Origin of the sequence: Nonomuraea sp. NPDC050790 (genome assembly GCF_044456745.1) — a bacterium.
GTDB lineage: Bacteria > Actinomycetota > Actinomycetes > Streptosporangiales > Streptosporangiaceae > Nonomuraea.
In genome coordinates this window covers 20,711-38,661 of the sequence record NZ_JBITGF010000007.1, presented here as the reverse complement: position 1 = coordinate 38,661, position 17,951 = coordinate 20,711, and the positions used below count along the sequence as shown (strand labels likewise).

16 protein-coding genes are annotated in these 17,951 nt (G+C 71.7%); 11 read left to right on the top strand and 5 right to left on the bottom strand.

The genetic code is table 11. The features are described 5' to 3' along the window. Window positions 1–20 precede the first annotated feature (20 nt). The 3 genes from ACIBEJ_RS32875 to ACIBEJ_RS32865 all read left to right on the top strand — a co-directional run bounded on the left by ACIBEJ_RS32875 (window position 21) and on the right by ACIBEJ_RS32865 (window position 2,907). Window positions 21–362, top strand: coding sequence for a hypothetical protein (locus tag ACIBEJ_RS32875; RefSeq protein ID WP_397186769.1), 342 nt, complete (start codon window positions 21–23; stop codon window positions 360–362). 80 nt (window positions 363–442) lie between these two features. Beyond that, complete coding sequence (locus tag ACIBEJ_RS32870; RefSeq protein WP_397186768.1) at window positions 443–1,891, top strand: DUF2079 domain-containing protein; 1,449 nt, start codon at window positions 443–445, stop codon at window positions 1,889–1,891. A 218-nt stretch (window positions 1,892–2,109) separates the two neighbouring features. Continuing rightward, window positions 2,110–2,907 (top strand): NAD-dependent epimerase/dehydratase family protein, encoded by a 798-nt coding sequence (locus ACIBEJ_RS32865; RefSeq protein WP_397186767.1) that lies wholly within the window; start codon window positions 2,110–2,112, stop codon window positions 2,905–2,907. A 294-nt stretch (window positions 2,908–3,201) separates the two neighbouring features. Here ACIBEJ_RS32865 and ACIBEJ_RS32860 read toward each other — a convergent pair whose 3' ends face one another. Further along, window positions 3,202–4,359: a glycosyltransferase family 4 protein gene (locus ACIBEJ_RS32860; protein WP_397186766.1), complete on the bottom strand. Its 1,158-nt coding sequence runs from the start codon at window positions 4,357–4,359 to the stop codon at window positions 3,202–3,204. A 39-nt stretch (window positions 4,360–4,398) separates the two neighbouring features. Here ACIBEJ_RS32860 and ACIBEJ_RS32855 point away from each other — a divergent pair, with 39 nt between their 5' ends. The 3 genes from ACIBEJ_RS32855 to ACIBEJ_RS32845 all read left to right on the top strand — a co-directional run bounded on the left by ACIBEJ_RS32855 (window position 4,399) and on the right by ACIBEJ_RS32845 (window position 9,701). Beyond that, the gene (locus tag ACIBEJ_RS32855; protein ID WP_397186765.1) at window positions 4,399–5,217 is read left to right on the top strand and encodes a PIG-L deacetylase family protein; all 819 of its coding nucleotides are present in this window, start codon (window positions 4,399–4,401) and stop codon (window positions 5,215–5,217) included. Next, complete coding sequence (locus tag ACIBEJ_RS32850; protein ID WP_397186764.1) at window positions 5,217–6,269, top strand: YbhN family protein; 1,053 nt, start codon at window positions 5,217–5,219, stop codon at window positions 6,267–6,269. The genes ACIBEJ_RS32855 and ACIBEJ_RS32850 overlap by 1 nt, the downstream gene beginning before the upstream one ends. Window positions 6,270–6,332: 63 nt before the next feature. Beyond that, entirely contained in the window at window positions 6,333–9,701 is a 3,369-nt protein-coding gene (locus ACIBEJ_RS32845) for a BTAD domain-containing putative transcriptional regulator (RefSeq protein ID WP_397186763.1), read from the top strand. On the opposite strand, the gene ACIBEJ_RS32840 is transcribed toward ACIBEJ_RS32845, so the two are convergent. Beyond that, on the bottom strand, window positions 9,670–10,173 hold the full coding sequence (locus ACIBEJ_RS32840; protein WP_397186762.1) for a hypothetical protein: 504 nt from the start codon (window positions 10,171–10,173) through the stop codon (window positions 9,670–9,672). The two genes, ACIBEJ_RS32845 and ACIBEJ_RS32840, sit on opposite strands and share 32 nt — an antisense overlap. 163 nt (window positions 10,174–10,336) lie before the next feature. On the opposite strand from ACIBEJ_RS32840, the gene ACIBEJ_RS32835 reads away from it, so the two are divergent. Then, window positions 10,337–10,858 (top strand): DedA family protein, encoded by a 522-nt coding sequence (locus ACIBEJ_RS32835; RefSeq protein WP_397186761.1) that lies wholly within the window; start codon window positions 10,337–10,339, stop codon window positions 10,856–10,858. Window positions 10,859–10,870: 12 nt separating this feature from the next. Here ACIBEJ_RS32835 and ACIBEJ_RS32830 read toward each other — a convergent pair whose 3' ends face one another. After that, a complete protein-coding gene (locus tag ACIBEJ_RS32830) occupies window positions 10,871–11,062 on the bottom strand; it encodes a YegP family protein (protein WP_397186760.1) in 192 nt (63 codons plus the stop codon). A 117-nt stretch (window positions 11,063–11,179) separates the two neighbouring features. Between ACIBEJ_RS32830 and ACIBEJ_RS32825 the strand changes: the two genes are divergently transcribed. Then, window positions 11,180–12,016, top strand: a complete 837-nt coding sequence (locus ACIBEJ_RS32825; protein ID WP_397186759.1) for a D-alanyl-D-alanine carboxypeptidase family protein — start codon at window positions 11,180–11,182, stop codon at window positions 12,014–12,016. Here the strand turns inward: ACIBEJ_RS32825 and ACIBEJ_RS32820 are convergent. Both ACIBEJ_RS32820 and ACIBEJ_RS32815 read right to left on the bottom strand, forming a co-directional pair. Beyond that, the gene (locus ACIBEJ_RS32820) at window positions 12,013–12,828 is read right to left on the bottom strand and encodes a TrmH family RNA methyltransferase (RefSeq protein WP_397187431.1); all 816 of its coding nucleotides are present in this window, start codon (window positions 12,826–12,828) and stop codon (window positions 12,013–12,015) included. The genes ACIBEJ_RS32825 and ACIBEJ_RS32820 overlap by 4 nt on opposite strands. After that, a complete protein-coding gene (locus ACIBEJ_RS32815; protein WP_397186758.1) occupies window positions 12,825–13,586 on the bottom strand; it encodes a DUF4184 family protein in 762 nt (253 codons plus the stop codon). The genes ACIBEJ_RS32820 and ACIBEJ_RS32815 overlap by 4 nt, the downstream gene beginning before the upstream one ends. A 120-nt stretch (window positions 13,587–13,706) precedes the next feature. Between ACIBEJ_RS32815 and ACIBEJ_RS32810 the strand changes: the two genes are divergently transcribed. From ACIBEJ_RS32810 to ACIBEJ_RS32800, 3 genes are all read left to right on the top strand, one after another. Further along, on the top strand, window positions 13,707–14,342 hold the full coding sequence (locus ACIBEJ_RS32810) for a cation transporter (protein ID WP_397186757.1): 636 nt from the start codon (window positions 13,707–13,709) through the stop codon (window positions 14,340–14,342). Window positions 14,343–14,477: 135 nt separating this feature from the next. Beyond that, a complete protein-coding gene (locus ACIBEJ_RS32805) occupies window positions 14,478–16,253 on the top strand; it encodes a substrate-binding and VWA domain-containing protein (protein ID WP_397186756.1) in 1,776 nt (591 codons plus the stop codon). A gap of 108 nt (window positions 16,254–16,361) precedes the next feature. After that, window positions 16,362–17,903 carry an RNA polymerase sigma factor gene (locus ACIBEJ_RS32800; protein ID WP_397186755.1) on the top strand — a complete coding sequence of 514 codons (1,542 nt, stop codon included), beginning with the start codon at window positions 16,362–16,364 and terminating at the stop codon, window positions 17,901–17,903. The last annotated feature ends 48 nt before the right edge of the window (window positions 17,904–17,951 follow it).

Genomic DNA, 17,951 nt, shown 5'->3' with positions numbered 1-17,951 from the left:
CCTCCCACCGTCGCATCGCCATGACGATCGCGACGCTGGCTCTTGCCGGGCTCACCGCCGCCTGTGGCGGCATGGGCCAGGCCGTAGACTGCGCCACGATGAGCACCGAGCTCAACAAGATCAGCCAGGAGTTCAGCACGGCCATGACCGGCGCCGGCGGCGACCTGAGCAAGCTCGAGGCAGCCGGGACCGACGCGGCCGGCAAGATCAAGACACTGGCCGGCAAGTACGACGGTGAGCTCGCCAGCGGCCTCAACGACATGGCCGCTCTCTTCGAGGGCATGAAGGACCCGGCCGCTGCGGCCGGCTCCATGAGCAAGATCCAGAGCGCGCAGACCAAGATCATGAACGCCTGCAGCTAACGGACCCACGGCCGCCGCACCGCCTGTGGGGGGCAGCGCGGCGCGGCGGCCGTGCCGCGCACGCACTACTCTTGCTGCCCGTGACGGCGGAGACCATGACGGCGGAAACCGTGACGAAACCCGGCCGCCGGCTTCCACGCCACCGCTACCGGATCGGGCTGCTCGCCCTGGTGGCCGCGGCGGCGTACTCGGTCATCGGGCTGGTGAAGCTGGCCACGTTCAGGGCCAGCACGTTCGACCTGGTCATCGTGGACCAGGCGGTACGCAACTACGCGCGGTTCCGCCCGCCGTACATCCCCGTCGTGGGGGGCTGGCACGACCGGGGCATGGACTACCTCCAGATCGTCGACCACTTCTCGCCGATCTACGCGCTGCTCGCGCCGTTCTACTGGATCCACGACGGGCCCGGCTCGCTGATCGTGGCGCAGGCGCTGCTGTTCGCCGCGGCGATCCCGTTCCTGTGGCTCTACACCCGGCGGGTGCTCGGGATCGGGGCCGCCTATCTGGTCTCCGTCGCGTACGCGCTGTCGTGGCCCGTCGCGCAGGCGATCGCGTTCGACGCCCACGAGGTCATGTTCGTCCCGGTGCTGACCGCGATCATGATCGAGCGCTACCACGCGAAGCGATATCTACCGGCGTTCCTCGCGATGTTCGGACTCCTCCTGGTCAAGGAGGACATGGGGCTGATGGTGATCGGGTTCGGCCTCTACCTCCTCGTCACCGGCGACCGCTTCCGCGGCATCTGCTGCGCGGTCATCGGCGCGGCCGCAGTCATGCTGACCAGGGGCGCGATCATCCCCATGCTCGGCGGCGACACCTCCGACTTCTGGGCCTACAACCACCTCGGGCCCGACCTGCCGGGCGCGCTGCTCGGCATCCTGCGCGACCCGCTCGGGACACTGCTGCTGCCCTTCAGCGCCGAGGCCAAGGTGGACACGCTGTTCCTGCTGGTGTGGCCGACATTGCTGCTGTGCCTGCTGTCGCCGCTGTCGCTGGTCGCGCTGCCGCACGTGCTGGAACGGATGCTGTCGGACCGGGAGCTGTGGTGGCAGGCCGACTTCCAGTACAGCGCGTTCACGGTGATCATCCTGTTCTGCGCGGGCGTGGATGGTCTTGCCCGGTTGCAGCGGTGGCTGGGGCGTAAGGACCTCGCGCTGGTGTGGTCGGCTGCGGTGCTGGTGGTGGCGGTCACGCTGGTGCCCCGCTTCGCGCTCGACCAGCTCTACCATCCGGACTTCTACAAGGGGGACCCGGTCAAGATCGCGGCGGCCCGGGAGGCGGTGGCGATGATCCCGGACGGGGTGGTGGTCGAGGCCGCCAACAGCTTCGGGCCGGCGCTGACGGGGCGTACGACGGTGCTGGTGTGGACGGGCAAGCCGCACAACGCGCCCTGGGTGGTCGCGGACACGTCCCGCTGGGAGTTCCCCTTCGGCTCCGCCGACGACCAACGCGCCCAGGTCGACGCCCTCGTCTCCCAGGGCTATGCGCGCGTCTTCGACCGCGACGGTGTCGTCGTCCTCCGCCGATGACCTTTCCGCCGGCGTCGGGGGACGATCTTCCCGTTACGGCAGGCCGCCCCAACGCCACCCGCCGACGTCGGCGCGCAGATCGGGGGGATCGCTTCTCACGTCGGACGTGGCCCCCACCGCAACGGCCCCGTTTCACCGGCCTCCGTCGACCGGGAGATCCGGTGCTTTCCGGTGCGGTGTGCCGGTTCTGTCGGTGGCGTGCTGCACAGTGTCATGCCATGAAGCTGGGAAGGATTGTGCTGACCGGGGCCGCGGGGATGGTCGGGTCGGCGGTGCGGGAGGCGTTGCGCGAACGGGCTGGGCGGCTGGTGCTGGTCGACCGGGTGCCCATGGACGCTCGTGCCGCCAACGAGGAGGTCGTCACCACCGAGCTCGACGGCCTCGGCGGCGTTCTGGACGTGGTCCGGGGCGCCGATGTGGTCGTGCACCTGTCCGGCATTCCCGACGAGGCGCCGCTGCCCGATCTGCTCCAGGCCAACGTGCTCGGCACCCACCACGTTCTCGAAGCCGCCCGGCTCGGCGGCGTACCGCGGGTCGTGCTGGCCGGCAGCAACCGCCTCACCGGCCACTATCCCGCCACCCGGACGCTCAGCGCCGACCTCCCGCCGCGCCCCGACGGCCTGTACGGGGTATCCAAAGCCGCGGTGGAGGCGCTCGGGCACCTCTACGCCGACAAGTTCGGCCTCAAGGTCATCAGCCTGCGCATCGGCAGCCTCGAACCCGAGCCCGTCGACGCCCGCCACCTGGCCACCTGGCTCAGCCCCCGCGACTGCGCCGGCTACTTCGCCGCCGCCCTCACCACCCCGGTCACCGGGTTCGTGGCCGGCTACGCGGTCTCGGCCAACGCCCGCCGCTTCTGGGAACTGCCCGACCTCGGCTACACCCCGCTGGACAACGCCGAAGCCTTCGCCGCCCGCATCCCGGACGCGGACGCCTTCTTCACATCCACCACGCCCCAGGGCGGCCCCTTCGCCGCCCCCGCCTACACCCTCCCCCACCTGCCCCCGCCGACGTGACCTACCACGTGCTGGTGCCCGCACGCCTTTCCGTCGCGGCCGTCCCGCACCGCGCCCTCCGTCGCGGCCGTCCCGCACCGCGCCCTCCGTCGCGGCGGTCCCGCGTCGCGGGCGCACTTTCCGTTACGGCAAGCCGCCCCCACGCCACCCGCCGACGTCGGCGCGCGCCGATCGGGGGATCGCTTCTCACGTCGGACGTGGTCCCCACCGCAACGGCCCCGTTTCACCGCCCTCCGTGGTAACCGCCCCGGAACTCCCGGCGCCTTCGCCTGAGCCGGTCCCGGGGTGTGGGGGTCAGCCGATGGCCTGTTTGTAGGCGCGGTCGAAACCCTCCAGGACCGATCTCCAGGAGCCGGCCGCCGGTTCGGTGGTGCGGTTGTGGGCGGCGATCGACTCGCGCAGCTTCGTGTCGATGGTCAGGCGGGCGATGCAGCGGGCCAGGTCCTGTTCGTTGCGGGCCAGCAGGCCCTCCTCGCCGTGCCTGACGAAGTCGGCCACCCCGCTGCGCTCGCGGGCGACCACCGGCAGGCCCGCCGCCCTCGCCTCCAGCGCGGCGATGCCGAAGGACTCCAGCGGCGCCGGAGCCACGAACATGTCCGCCGAGGCCAGCAGCCCAGCGATCTGCTCGCGGCTCTGCCTGCCGGGGAGCGTGACCCAGCCGGTCATGCCGTGCTGGGCGAGGTAACGTTCCATGGAACCGCGCGCCGGGCCGTCGCCGACGATGGTGGCCCGCATCGGGATCGTGGCGGGCACCCTGGCCCTGGCCGTGTTCAGGGCCTTCAGCAGGCGCACCGGGTGCTTGCGCGGCGCCAGCCTCCCGACGGCCGCCACGTGCACCCCACCCACGCCGCCCGCCGAACCGCCTTCCGCCGCGCCTTCCGCCAGGTCACGACCTGCCGAACCGCCCGCGCCGCACAGCGAACCGTCAGCCGGGCTCAGAGAAGGTGGGCGCCAGGTGGTCAGGTCGAGGCCGTTGGAGACGACGTGTACCGGGACTCCCCGGCCGGCCACCCGCCGGATCGGCACGGCCGCGGCGGTGCTCACCGTCGTGGCGACCAGGCCCCAGCGGTGCCACTCGTACAGGAGGCGGAGCAGCCGGTAGACGGCCCGGGTGCCCGGATCCCACATGCTGTGGACGGTCACCACCACGGGCAGCCCCGCCCGCACGGCCGCGCGTACCCCCATCCAGGCGAACGGCGAGACCGCCCCCGTGTGGACGTGCACCACGTCGGGGCGGGAGGAGGTGAGCAGGCGGGTGACATGTCCCACACCGCGCGGATGGACGGGCAGGTCGAAGGGCATCCTGGCGACGATCCTGCGCACCCCGTCGAGTGGCTCGCCGCGGGTGGCCGTGGCCACCTCGACCTCGTGGCCCGCCTCCCGCTGCCGGCTGACGAGGTCGGCAACCTGGACCTCGATACCGCCGAGCCGCGGCAGGTAACAGTCACTCACGTGAAAGATCCGCACCTCTCCCAGACTAATCTGGGCCCTGTGCCAACAAAGCCACGCACAGCTGTGTTCTTCCACGCCCACCCCGACGACGAGGCCCTGCTGACGGCGGGCACGATGGCGATGCTCGCGGCCGAAGGTCACCGGGTGGTGCTGGTGGTGGCCACGGCGGGCGAGCGCGGGCTGGCGGAGATGGATCCGGGCGAGGAACTGGGCGAGACGCGGCTCCAGGAGCTCTACACCTCGGCGGCGCTGCTGGGCTGCGCCCGGGTGGAGTGCCTGGGCTACGGCGACTCGGGGCTGAGCCCCAAGGGCGGCGTCGCGGAGGAGCGGCCGGACAACGCCTTCATCGACGCCGACACCGACAAGGCCGCCAGGCAACTGGCCGACATCCTGAAGGAGGAGGAGGCCGACCTGCTGGCGATCTACGACCCGGCCGGCGGGTACGGGCATCCCGACCACGTCCAGGTGCACCGGGTGGGCAGGCGCGCGGCGGAGATGGCGCAGACGGAGATCGTCCTGGAGGCGACGGTCAACCGCGACCCGTTGCTCAAGGCGCTGAAGCTGGCGGGGAAGGTGTATCGGTTTCCGCCGGAGTTCGATCCCCGGACGTTCGAGAGCGCCTACACTGCGGGCGACCAGATCACCCACCGGGTGAACGTCAGGAAGTACACGAAGCAGAAGCGGGCGTCGATGGCGGCGCACGTCTCGCAGGCCAGCGGCGGCGACAGCGACCGTACTCTGGCGGTGATGCTGAAGATCCCCGGCCCCCTCTACCGCCTGGTGTTCGGAACGGAGTGGTTCGTCCGCAGGGACGTCCCCCCTGGCACCCGGCTCACCCACCCCTTCGAGCAGGTGTGATGAAGAACAAGTGGCTGCAGGTCACTCTGTCCGTGCTCTCGCTGGCCCTGGCCGTGCTGCTGGTGGTGTATCTGCCGCAGATCGTTCAGGCGCTGACCGGCAAGCCGGTCTCGTGGCGGGAGATCGGCACGGAGTTCGCCCAGCTCGGCGCGGGCACGATCGCGCTGATGGCGGGGCTGTGGCTGCTGAGCCTGCTGGCCTACACGTTCGTGCTGACCAACTCGCTGCCCGGCCTCGGCAATCTGCAGGGGCTCACGCTCAACGCGGCGGGCAGCGCGGTCAGCAACCTGCTGCCGTTCGGCGGCGCGGCGGGCGTGGCGCTGACGTTCGCCATGTGCAAGGGCTGGGGGTTCGGCTACCGCTCGATCGTGGTGATGACGCTGGTCAGCGGCGTGTGGAACACGCTGTTCCGCTTCATCCTGCCCGCGGTCGGCATCATCGCGCTGCTGATGGCGGGCGAGGTGGTCAACACGACCGTGGAGCGGGCGGGCTGGGCGGGCGCGATCTCGATCCTGGTGCTCGTGGTCGTGGTGGCGGCGGCGCTCTACTGGGACCGGGCCGCGGCGCTGCTGGGCAAGGTGCTCGACGGGCTGGCCAGGCCGTTCAAGAAGGAGCTGGCGCCGTCGTTCCACCGGCTGCGCGCCGACACCGCCGGGATCGTGAAGACCCGCTGGCCGGGGCTGTCGCTGGCGATGATCTCCTTCCTGGCGCTCCAGTGGGGGATCATGGTCGTCTGCATGCAGGCCACGGGGGCGTACCCGGGGCTGGCGCAGTCGATCGCGGTCTTCGCGCTGTCGCGGGTGCTCACCGCGGCGCTGATCACACCGAGCGGCGCCGGGATCATGGAGGGCGGCGTGGTGCTGTTGCTCGTCTCCTTCGGCATCCCCACGGCGCCGGCGACCGCGACCGCACTGCTGTTCGGTTTCTGGACTTACACTATCGAGATTCCGTTCGGCGGCCTGGCTCTGGGCGCGTGGGCGCTCCTGCGCAGGCGCAACAGCCGCAACGGCGCCGCCAACCCCCCGTACGAGAGCATGAAGGCCCCGCAGTGACCCTTCCAAACCCCTCAAAGACCTTGTGCGTGATTCGGAAGCGCGCATAGCGTGGCGGCTGACATGGTGGCGTTCCGGGTTCTGGGGCCAGTCGAGGCGTACGAAAACGACGAACTCGACCTCGGCGGGTTGCGGCAGCGGGCCGTCCTCGCCCGATTGCTCGTGGCCAGGGGTCAGGTCGTGCCGGTCGACACCCTGCTCTACGACCTGTGGGCGGACGACGCCGCCAAGGGCGCGCAGTCGGGCCTGCAGGTCTACATCTCGCGTCTGCGCCGCGTGCTGGAGCCCGGCCGTCCGCGCGGGGGCCCCAACCGGCTGCTGGTGACGGTCGCCTCCGGGTACGCGCTGCGCGTCGCGCCCGACCAGGTCGACGCCCTGCGCTTCGAGCAACTGGTGCGCAGCGCCGGCGAGCGGCTGGAGGGCGACGACCCCCAGGCGGCCAGGACCTTCCTGGAGAAGGCGCTCGGGCTGTGGCGGGGCACGCCGTACTCCGACTTCGCCGACCAGACGTGGGCGGAGGCCGAGGTCAACCGGCTGACCGAGCTGCGGCTGGTGGCGCGCGAGCGCCACGCCGACACCGGGCTGCGCCTCGGGCTCAACGCCGAGACCGTGCCCGACCTGGAGGCGATGACCACCGAGCACCCACTGCGCGAGGAGGGCTGGCGGCTGCTGTCGCTGGGCCTGTATCGCAGCGGGCGGCAGGGTGACGCGCTGGCCGCGCTGCGCAGGGCCCGCGGCATCCTGGCCGACGAGCTCGGCATCGACCCCGGCCCGGCGCTGCGCAAGCTGGAGTCCGACATCCTCGCCCAGGAGCCGGGTCTCGAACTGGCCCCGCCGGCCCGTCCCGCCCGGCCCTCGCCGCCGGTCAACGACACCTGGCCGCCGCGTCCGGCCACGCCCGTGGAGCCGCCGCCGCTGGAGCCCGAGCCGTTCGTGGGCCGCGACGCCGAGCTGACCAGGCTGACGCAGGCCGCCGCCCGCACGGGCCGCTTCCAGGTGGCGATCGTCACCGGCGTCGCGGGCGCGGGCAAGACCACGCTGCTGAGCCAGTTGGAGAGCAGGCTCACCACCGACGGCTGGATCACCGCCTCCGGCGCCTGCCCCGACTCCACCGCCACCCCGCCCGGCTGGGCGTGGGTGGAGATCCTGCGCACGCTGGTCGGCGTGACCGGCGCGGGCGAGTACGCCCAGCTCCTGGCCCCCCTGCTCGACGACGCCGACCCCGATCCCGACGACGACGAGCTGTCCGGCGGCTTCCGCCTGCACCGCGCGGTCGGCGGCTACCTGGCCGGGGTGGCCAGGCGCTCGCCCGTGCTGCTCACGCTGGAGGACCTCCACTGGGCCGACGACCAGACGCTGGCGCTGCTGCGCGCGCTGCCGAGCCTGCTGGCCACCAGCCGGGTCATGCTCGTGGTCACGTGCAGGGAGAGCGAGCTGGACGACCGGCAGTCCGACGTGCTGGCCGCGCTGGCCAGGCTCGGCCCGGTCCGGGTGGGGCTGTCCGGGCTCGACCCGAAGGCCGTGGCGGAGCTGGTGCGCGCCACCTGCGTACGCGACATCGACGAGGACGCGGTCGAGTCGATCGTCGAGCGGACCGGCGGCAACCCGTTCTTCGTGCGCGAGACCGTGCGCCTGCTCGACTCCGAGGCCGCGGCCGCCGGCGAGACGACGACCACCGCGGTGCTGTCGCGGGTGCCGTCGGGCGTGCGGGACGTGCTGCGGCGGCGCATCTCGCGGCTGCCGGCCGAGGCGCAGCAGATCCTGCTGCAGGCCGCCGTGATCGGCCGGGACGTGGACATCGACGTGCTCATCGGCGTGGCCGGCGCCGAGGAGCAGGTGGTCGAGGCGGTCGAGGCGGCGCTGCTGGCCGGTCTGGTCACCGAGCCGGGGCCCGGCATGCTGCGCTTCGACCACGACCTGGTGCGCGACACCATCTACTCCGACGCCTCGCGGCTGCGCCGTACCCGGTTGCACGCGGCCGTCGCGAAGGAGATCGAGGAGCGCAACCCCGCGGACGTCGCGGCGCTCGCCCACCACTACTTCCTGGCCGACGCCGCGGAGAAGGCGGTCCACTACGCCGGGCTCGCGGCCGAGCAGGCCGAGCGGCGCTTCGCGCACCGCGAGGCGGCGCGGCTGTGGGAGCAGGCGATCGCGGCCTTCGAGCGCACCGGCGGCGACACCAAGGAACGCCTGCAGCTCATGCTGCGCCAGATCAAGGCCCTCGCGGTCTGCGGCGACATGACCGCGGCCAGGCTGCTGCGCCGCCAGGCGATGGACCTGGCGCTGCCGCTGCAGGACCTGGAGATCACCGCGCGGGTGGCGGCGTCGCTGGCGGTGCCGCACAAGGGCATGGCGCGCGACTTCACCCGCACCGCGTGGGAGATCGTCGACGTCACCGAGAAGGCGCTCATGGAGCTGCCCGAGGGTGAGCAGACGCTGCGCGCGAGCCTGCTCACCACGCTGGCGCTGGAGCTGGAGGGCTCCTCCTCGCCCGAGCGCGGCCGCCAGGCGTCGCTGGAGGCGCTGGAGCTGGCCAGGCAGAGCGGCGATCCGGCGCTGATCGCGGCGGCGCTGAGCGGGCGGCTGCGCCAGTCCTACGACATCCCCGCCGTCGACACGCGCGAGAGCATCGGGCGCGAGCTGCTGGAGGTGGCGCAGCGTTCCGGCCAGATGGCCACGCAGGCGCTGGCCCACCTGGTGCTGCTGGAGTGCGCGGCGGCGCGCGGCGAGTTCGCGGTGTCCGACCAGCACGCGGCGGCGGCGGAGCGGCTGTCCAAGCAGTACGACCTGTCGGCCCCGGCCGCCGTCTGCGCCTGGTACGCGGGCCAGCGGCTGATGATCGCCGGTGACTACGCCGGCGCCGAGCGCGCCTACCGCGACGCGGCGAGGATGACCGCGCGGGCCGGCATGCTCGAAGGCCGCCAGGACCTGCCGCTGATCACCACGTTCTGCCTGCACCTGGTCGACGGCCGGGCGGCCGAGACGGTCGAGCTGCTGAGCGACAAGCACCAGCGCGGCGCCAAGTGGACGCTCGACGCCTACGCGCTGGCGCTGGCCTCGGCCGGGCACCTCGCCGACGCCAAGGCGGTGGCCGCCACGCGTCCGCCGGTGCGGCCCGACTTCCTGTACGAGCTGGCGATGACCTGGCGCGCCCTGGCCGGGATGCTGCTCGACGACCGCGAGCGGATGGTCGACTGCTACGACAAGCTCAAGCCGTTCGCCGACCGCATCGCCGGCGCGGGCACGGGCGTGGTGGCGCTGTGGCCGGTGGCACTGACGCTGGGCGATCTAGCGGTACGGCTGGGCCAGCCCGACGCCGCCCTCGACCACTACCGCAAGGCGCTGGAGGTGGCCGAGCGGGTCGGCGTGGCACGCTGGGTGGAGGCGGCGCGGCGCTCGGTCAGCAACTCACTTGGAAGCGGTCGCTCCTGATCGTCTTCTGGCCCTGGATCGTGAACTCGATCCGGTACCAGCCGGGGTTGTCGGCGACCCTGGCCTCCCAGGAGACCGTGCGCCGGGCGGCGCCGAACCCGGCGTGGTCGACCAGGTAGACGCTCCACTTCTTGGTGTACGGGCTCCAGCGCGACAGTTGCCAGCGGTAGAGCACGGTCTGGGCGGGGTCGGGGTTGATCACGACGGTCCTGGCCAGGTAGGCGCGGTCGCAGCCCTGGCCGCGGGTCGTGGCCGAGACGGCGATGGCGCCGGGCACGACGGCGGCGGGCTGGGAGGTGATGGGCACCTCGCGGGCCTGCAGCGTGATCGTCTGCTCCTGGCGCGGGGCGGACCTGGCCGCGTCGTAGGCGGTGACGCCCGCGTACGCGCCGGTGGCGGCCAAGGCGGCGACGAACAGCTTGACGGCGTTGGCCGATCCGGCGGTGAGCGCCGCTGTGGTTGCCTTGCTCATGGTCACCACTCCTTCGTTCTCACCCTCAGGTGTACGCGCGGGGGGTTGAGGGTTGCTTGTCGCGCGCTTGCAATCGGGGAAGACTGGGCGAGGTGACAGGGGCTCGGGGGATCAAATAAGGTAAGCCTGGCCTTATATTCGGTTGGGTGGGGTGGTGTCTGACATGCGATACCTTGCGGGCATCCCCGATCCCATGGAGGCGTCGTTCTTCGGCCTGCCGTACTGGGTCATCGTGCTCGTGGGGGCGATCGCGCTCTTCGGCGCCTTCCAGGCGTACTACTGGATCGGGCACAAGCTCGGCGAGAAGCTCTACGAGTCCCGGATCGGCCGCCGGCTGCCGCGCGCGCAGATCGCCCGGGTCGAGAAGGTCGTGGCGAAGTGGGGGGCGCTGGCCGTCTACGGGTGCTTCTGGGTGCCCGTGCTGCGCCACACGCTGCCGTGGGTCGCGGGCGTGCTGCGCATCTCCTACCCGTGGTACGTCGTGGCCAGCGCGCTGGGCTGCCTGACCTGGGTGCCGGTGACGTCGTTCGCGCTGTACGGGGTGATCTGGGGCTGGTTCCAGCTCGCCACCCATTCGCCGGTGACGGCCGTGGTCGTGGCGGTCGTGGCGGTGGCGGTGATCGTGTTCCTGGTGGTCAGGCGCAGGCGCCGCAAGGCGGACAAGGACACGGCCCTGGCCGCCTGACGGCCCGGTGGCTCAGACGGCGGCGAGCGACTGGTCGTCGATCTCGGCCGACGCCGCGTTCCTGCGCACGGACTCAATGCCGTTCACGCAGGCGGCCTTGGTCGTGTAGCCCTCGCTGACGGCGATGGTCTGGCCGTTGCCGGCGACCAGCTTGAAGCGGTATTCATCCCGCTTGTCCTTGGAGATGATGAATTTCCCAGCCATGATGAACCCCCCGGATTGCCCGATGTAACGATCATTTACCCCCATCTAGCGGTTGCTTTCCCGTCATGGAGTCAAGTTCGGCAAACGGACCTTAGATCACCTGCCATGATGTCTGACATGCGTATTGGGGGAATCTTCGCTTCTGCGGCGGTAGCCGTACTCGTGGGGGTGGGCGGGCCCGCGCACGCGACCGCCAAGCCCGACGTCGGCGCCAAGCAGGCCTACGTCGTCGACTCGGCGGGAACGATCCACTACGGCAAGCGCCAGACCAAGCGGGTCCCGGTGGCCAGCCTGGTCAAGGTGATGACCGCCTACGTGGTGCTGCGCGAGGCCAGGCTGACCGACACCGTCACGATCACCGCCGCCGACGTACGGCACGCCGTCGTCAACGGCGCCACCACCGCCGCGCTGCGCAAGGGCGAGCGGGTGACGGTGCGTGACCTGCTCTACGGCCTCATGCTGCCCTCGGGCGCCGACGCCTCCAACGCGCTTGCCAGAGCCTACGGCCCCGGCAAGAAGGCGTTCGTCGACAAGATGAACGACACCGCGAAGGCCCTCGGCCTGGCCGACACCCACTACACCAACGCCGACGGCCTGCCCACCCCCGCCCGCGGCGGTTACTCGACCGCCGCCGACCAGGTCAAGCTGGCCCAGATCGCGCTGAAGAACCCCGTGTTCACCGAGGTGGCTTCCGCCAAGGTGCACAAGGTCGCCAAGTCCCGCTCGCACCGCGCCCACACCTGGCGCAACACCAACAAGCTGCTGGAGCGCACCGACGGCGTGCTCGGGGTCAAGACCGGCTACACCCGCGCGGCCGGGTTCTGCCTGGTCTTCGCCGCCGAGCGCAACGGCAGGCAGGTGGTCGGCGTCCTGCTCGGCGACACCAACGAGCGCCGCTTCGCCCAGGCCGAGAAGCTGCTCGACTACGCCGAGGAGCAGATCACCGCGGGTTAGGCGTCGCGCCGCATCAGCCCATGGCAGGCGATGGCCGCCGCCGCGACCACGTTCAGCGAGTCGACCCCGGCGGCCATCGCCCGCGCGCTCATCGGGATGCGGACCGCCTCGTCGGCCTCGCGCAGCCAGCGCGAGGACAGGCCGTCGCCCTCGGAGCCGAGCAGCAGCGCCACCCGCTCGCCCATCTTCACCTCGTCCAGCGCGACCGCCGACTGGTCGGGCGTCAGCGCCAGCGTGCGGAAGCCCAGCTCGCGCAGCCTGGCCAGCCCGTCGAACCAGTTGTCCATCCGCGCGTAGGGGATCGAGAACACCGACCCCATCGAGACCTTGACCGAGCGCCGGTAGAGCGGGTCGGCGCACCGGGGCGACAGCACGACCGCGTCCACCCCGAGCGCCGCCGCGCACCGGAAGATCGCGCCGACGTTGGAGTGGTCGACCAGGTCCTCCAGCACCACCACGCGCGCGGCCCCGGCCAGCACCTCCTCGACCTCCGGCAGCGCCCGCCGTTCCATGGAGGCCAGCGCGCCCCGGTGGACCTGGAACCCCGCGATGCCCGACATGACCGCGTCGCTCACCACGTAGACCAGCGCGTCGCCGAGCACGTCCGCCAGCGGCTCCAGCCACCGCTCCGTGGTCAGCACCGACCGCACGGGGTATCCGGCGGCGACCGCCCGCCTGATCACCTTCTCCCCCTCGGCCAGGAACAGGCCGCGCTCGGCCTCCAGGCTCTTGCGCAACCCGACGTCGCGCAGGCCGGTGTAGTCGGCCAGCCGGGGGTCGGCCGCGTCGTTCACGTACTCAAGCACCTTCAGATGGTACGCACCCCACGCCGCCTGACCTGCCAGACGAGCGAGTAGACGGTGAGCACGAGGCCCAGCCCGATCAGGGTGCCCGCGCCCATCCTGGTGAACAGGCTGGCCAGGCTGCCGTGGTCGGGATGGTCGACGAAGGGCCAGCCCGCCGCGCCCGCCACGACGCCCGCCGCGCAGGCCCACAGGACGGCCCGCCGTACGGGGCGAGGGGTGTGCAGCCGGTCCGGTACGGCGGCCGCCGCCATCCCGGACAGCCCGCGCACCGCCCACCACGCCACGATCGCCAGCCCGATCGCCGAGGACAGGTACTGCAGCACGCGGAAGACGGTGGTCACGCCGAGCACCCGCTCGTCGAAGAAGGTCCATCCCCACACGTCGACGCTGTAGGAGTGGGTGAAGGAGTCCCAGAACACGTGCGTGGCCGACCCCAGGAGCGCACCAAGCACGATGGGCAGCGGCCGGTAGGAGGGCCGCAGGCTCGCGGCCCGCCCGCTCAGCGCCGGAGGCAGCAACGCGATGAGCGGCTCCCTGAACACCCGATGGAACAGGAGGAGCAGCACGATCACGGAGAGCAGGTCGATGGTGAGGATGCCCTGCCAGGAGTGCCAGTCGGCGTAGGCGGGCAGGAAGGGCAGGAAGATCGGCAGGTCGGGCACCATCGCCCCGATGGCCAGCGCCCACGGGTCCAGCCAGGCGCGCAGCCGGGCGCTCGCGATCATGGGCAGCACGGCGGCCACGTGCGCGGGGGTGAACGGCACCGGGCCACCCTACCCGGGGAATGTTGCCCTTTCTTTGCGCAAACCCCCACAGGTGACCTTGAGTAGTGGGTATGTTACGGATCGCTGTCGGCGGCCGGACGTGGGATCTCGGGGGTTAAGGTGCCTGACCAGCTGGTTCATGCGCATCCGGCCGCGTCAGTCGACTGGCTCCGCGACGCGCGCAGGGCCCGCCTCCTGAGCCTGGTCACGCTGGCGTGGCTGACGGCGGAGAGCTCCCTCGGACTGGCCGCCGGACTCTCCGCGCACTCGGTGGCGCTGATCGGATGGGGCCTGTCGGCCCTGGTCGAGGCGGGCGCCAGCCTGATCGTGCTGTGGCGCTTCACCGGCTCGCGCACTTTGTCGTCCTCGGCGGAGAACACCGCGCGCCGGGCGATCGCGGTGAGCTTCTGGGTGCTGGCCCCCTACCTCGTGATCCACGTGGCCCACGACCTCGACGCCGGGCACCGGGCCGCCCCCAGCGTCCTCGGCATCGCGGTGACGGCGGTGAGCCTGGTCGCGATGCCGGTTCTGGCGGCGGCCAAGCGGCGGCTGGCCCGGCGGCTGGGCTCCGGCGCGACGGCGGGCGAGGCGGCGCAGAACCTCATCTGCGCGGCGATGGCCGCGGGTGTCCTGCTCGGGCTCTGGCTGAACACGCTGGGCTGGTGGTGGGTGGATCCGGCCGTGGCGCTGGTGCTGGCGGCGGTCGCCGTACGCGAAGGAGCGCGTGCGTGGCGCGGTCACGCATGCTGCCACTGACGGATACGCCGGGTAATCACCACACCAAAAGAACTGTTTTGTTGCACTAAGCCCACCGAGTATCGTTCCCGGAGTATTAAAGGAGCATCTACCGCCAGGATCTCCGAAAGGTCTCGACACACCGAAGAGGACATCGTGGGGCGACATCGCACAGACGAACTCGATGACGGGTATCGAGGCCATGATCCAGGCCCGCGCCGGCGCAGCCGCGCGAGCGGGCGGGGCAAGGTGCTGGTCCCGCTGGCAGGTGCGGTGGCGCTGGCGGTGCTCCTGGGGGTCGCCGCGTTCGTCATCTTCAACCGCGACCACGACTGCTCCGGCGGGAAGCTGCCGCTCAACGTCGTGGCCGCCCCCGACATCCAGCCCGCGCTGCAGAAGATCGCCGGCAGCTACAACAAGTCGCTGCCCTCGATTGACAGCAAGTGCGTCGAGGTGAAGGTCGCCAAGGAGAATCCGTTCCGCGCGGCCAACAACATGGCCTCGGGCAAGCTGACCCCCGACGTGTGGATCGCCGACTCCAGCCTGATGGTCGCGGAGGTACGGGCCACCACGGCGGGCGCGGCCATGCCGGAGCCGTCCGGCTCGGTGGCGAGGACCCCGATCGTGCTGGCCGCGGCCAAGTCGATGGCCGGCAAGCTCTCCGGCAGCCTGCAGCCGAGCTGGGCCGGGATGATCTCGGCCGCGAACGTCGCCAACCCCGACGGCCCCGGACGCAAGGTCCGCGTGCTGGCCCTGGACCCGAAGAAGAACTCCGCGGGACTCGGCGCGCTGCTGGCCGCCTCGGGCGCCGCCAAGGAGGCCGAGCTCGACGACAAGGCCATGGTCGGCGCCCTCAAGGAGCTGTCGGACCAGGTCGTGCCCAGCCCCGACGCGCTGCTGGCCAGCCTCGCGGTGAAGTCGGGCAGCAAGGTGCCGGTCGGCGTGGCCCCCGAGCAGGCCATCTACGCCCACAACCAGAAGAAGCCGGACTCGCTCATCGTCCCGCTCTATCCGGAAGAGGGCACGCTCAGCCTCGACTACCCGATCGTCATCACCACCAAGAGCCCCGACATCCGCAAGGCCGCCGACGCCTTCAAAGCCGAGCTGGCCGGGCAGCCGGCCCAGAAGACCCTGCGCGAGTACGGCTTCCGCAGCCCCGACGGCAAGGCGGGCGACGTCCTGACCAAGGACAAGGGCTTCGACCCCAAGACCCCGCAGGCGCTGAAGCAGCCGGACGCCAAGACCATCGCCTCGATGGCGCAGTCGTGGTCCAGGCTGAGCCTGGGCACCCGGATGCTGGCCCTGCTGGACGTCTCCGGCACGATGGCCTACCCGGTCGCGGGCACCGGTATGACCCGCATGCAGGCCGTCACCAAGATCGCCAGCGAGGGCCTGGGCCTGTTCGAGGCCGACTCGGAGATCGGCGTGTGGGCGTTCTCCACGCGCCTGCAGGGCACGCAGGACTGGCGCGAGCTGATCTCGGTCGGCCCGCTGAGCGAGTCGGTCAACGGCGTGCTGCGCAAGGACGCCTTCGCCACCCAGCTCGGCAGCATCCAGGCCAAGCCGACGGGCAACACCGGCCTGAACGACACCCTGAAGGCCGCCTACGCCCAGATGACCGAGGAATACTCCGACGACAAGATCAACACGGTGCTGATCCTGACCGACGGAGCGGGCAACGACGACCCCGAGGGCGGCATCAGCAACGCCGAGGTCCTGAACTACCTGAAGAAGACCTACGACCCCAAGCGGCCGGTGAGCATCCTGCTGATCGCCTTCGGCCCCGACGCGCCCAAGGGCAAGGCCGAGATGGACGCGCTCGCCAAGGCCACCGGCGGCGAGGCGTACATCGCCAAGAACATCCTCCAGGTGCGCGACTTCTTCGCCCAGGGGATGGCCAGGCGCCTGTGCGCGCCGCGCTGCGACGGCTGACCTCCCACGTCACAGCTTTCCCACCTCATGCCCAACGGGTATGAGGTGGCAACCCCTGCCTGAGAGGCGGCGTCCTTCACCCGGGACGAGCACCCGCGGGGAGGGTTTGTGGCTGGATGGCCTACTGTCGACCGCGCCGACGATCATGAGCTGGCGCAGGCGCTGCGGCGTGGCGACACCGACGCTCCCGCGAAGCTGTACGACGCCTACGCCGAGCGGCTGCACGACTACGCCTGCTCGCTGACCGGCGACCGCGACAGCGCGGCGGACTCGGTGCACGACGCGCTGGTCACCGCCCAGGGCGGCGCCGAGCGGCTGCAGGAGGCCACCAAGCTGCGTGCCTGGCTCTACGCGCTGACGCGCTTCCAGGCGGCGGCCAGGATGGCGCGCAAGGACGGCACGCCCGCCGGCCCGCCGCCGCCGGTGCTGGAGGAGCCGGAGGATCCCGAGCTGGCGGCGCTGGTGTACGAGGTGCTGGGCGAGCTCAGCAAGAACGAGCGGGAGGTCCTGGAGCTGTCGTTGCGGCACGGGCTGACGCCCGCGGAGGTCGGCTCGGTGCTGGGGCTGACCTCGCGGCAGTCGGCGACGCGGCTGGCGCGGGCGCGCGACCACCTGGAGAACGCGGCGGCCGCCGTGGTGCTGGCCAGGACGGGCCGCGCGCACTGCCCCGACCTGTCGGCGATGGTGGACTCGTGGGAGGGTCCGCTCACGCTGATGCTGCGCCGCCGGCTGTCCGGGCACATCGGCGGCTGCGAGGTCTGCACCGAGGGACGCCACCGGCAGGTGGCAGCGGCCAAGCTGCTGGACATGGTCCCGGTCGCCTACCCGCCGATCTCGCTGCGCCGCCGGGTGGTCGACACCTGCGTCAACCCCGAGCTCGGCCACACGCGCACGCTGATCATGGAGCGGGGCGACAGCTTCGACCGCACGGGGTTCCCGGTCGAGCACCGTGGCGGGCGCGGCTCGCGGCGCCGCCGTCCGCGCAGGCTCGCCCCGGTGGTGCTGGCCGGGGTCGCGGTGCTGGCGGCCACGGGCGCGATGGTGCTGATGAACGGCGAGAGCGGCGCTCCCGCCGCGGCCCAGCCGACGTCCTCACCCTCGGAGTCACGGGTGCCGATGTCGGTGCCGACCGACGAGCCGGTGGACGAGGAGCTCACCGAGGAGCCCGCCCCCGACCCGACCACGCCGGAGCCGGAGCCGACGCGCTCCAGCCCGGCGCAACGGGTGACGCCCACCCACCGGCCCGGCCCCTCGGCCACCAGGCCCGCGGGCGAGCCGACCAGGACCCGCAGGCCCGCGCCCGGCGCCCGGCTGGCGGTGGGCTGCCCCGGCTCGATCAGCGGCGCGGCGAAGGTCGGGCTGTCGGCGCGCAACGCGAGCGTGTCGTGGACGTCCGCGCCGTCCGAGGGGCTGGGCGTCGTGCCCGCGAGCGGGACGATCAAGGCGGGCGCGTCGGCGTCGATCTGGGTGACGGTCGACGACCCCGACGCGGCGGGCTCGGGCACGGTCGTCTTCAGCTCGAACGGCGGCGCCGCCACCTGTGCCCTGTCCTGGCGCGGCCGGCAGGCCCCGACCCAGGAGCCGACCGACTCCGAGGAGCCGACCCCGACCGGCGAACCCACCGAAACCCCCGGAGAGGCCCCAGAGTGACACATAGGTGATGTTTGGGGATATATCCGGCACAAGGTCGAACTTCCC

Excerpts from the sequence above, each read along its gene's own strand:
- ACIBEJ_RS32875 (WP_397186769.1), top strand. The coding sequence starts at position 21 with ATGACGATCGCGACGCTGGCTCTTGCCGGGCTCACCGCCGCCTGTGGC.
- ACIBEJ_RS32865 (WP_397186767.1), top strand. The coding sequence starts at position 2,110 with ATGAAGCTGGGAAGGATTGTGCTGACCGGGGCCGCGGGGATGGTCGGG.
- ACIBEJ_RS32850 (WP_397186764.1), top strand. The coding sequence starts at position 5,217 with ATGAAGAACAAGTGGCTGCAGGTCACTCTGTCCGTGCTCTCGCTGGCC.
- ACIBEJ_RS32845 (WP_397186763.1), top strand. The coding sequence starts at position 6,333 with ATGGTGGCGTTCCGGGTTCTGGGGCCAGTCGAGGCGTACGAAAACGAC.
- ACIBEJ_RS32840 (WP_397186762.1), bottom strand. The coding sequence starts at position 10,173 with ATGAGCAAGGCAACCACAGCGGCGCTCACCGCCGGATCGGCCAACGCC.
- ACIBEJ_RS32835 (WP_397186761.1), top strand. The coding sequence starts at position 10,337 with ATGCGATACCTTGCGGGCATCCCCGATCCCATGGAGGCGTCGTTCTTC.
- ACIBEJ_RS32830 (WP_397186760.1), bottom strand. The coding sequence starts at position 11,062 with ATGGCTGGGAAATTCATCATCTCCAAGGACAAGCGGGATGAATACCGC.
- ACIBEJ_RS32825 (WP_397186759.1), top strand. The coding sequence starts at position 11,180 with ATGCGTATTGGGGGAATCTTCGCTTCTGCGGCGGTAGCCGTACTCGTG.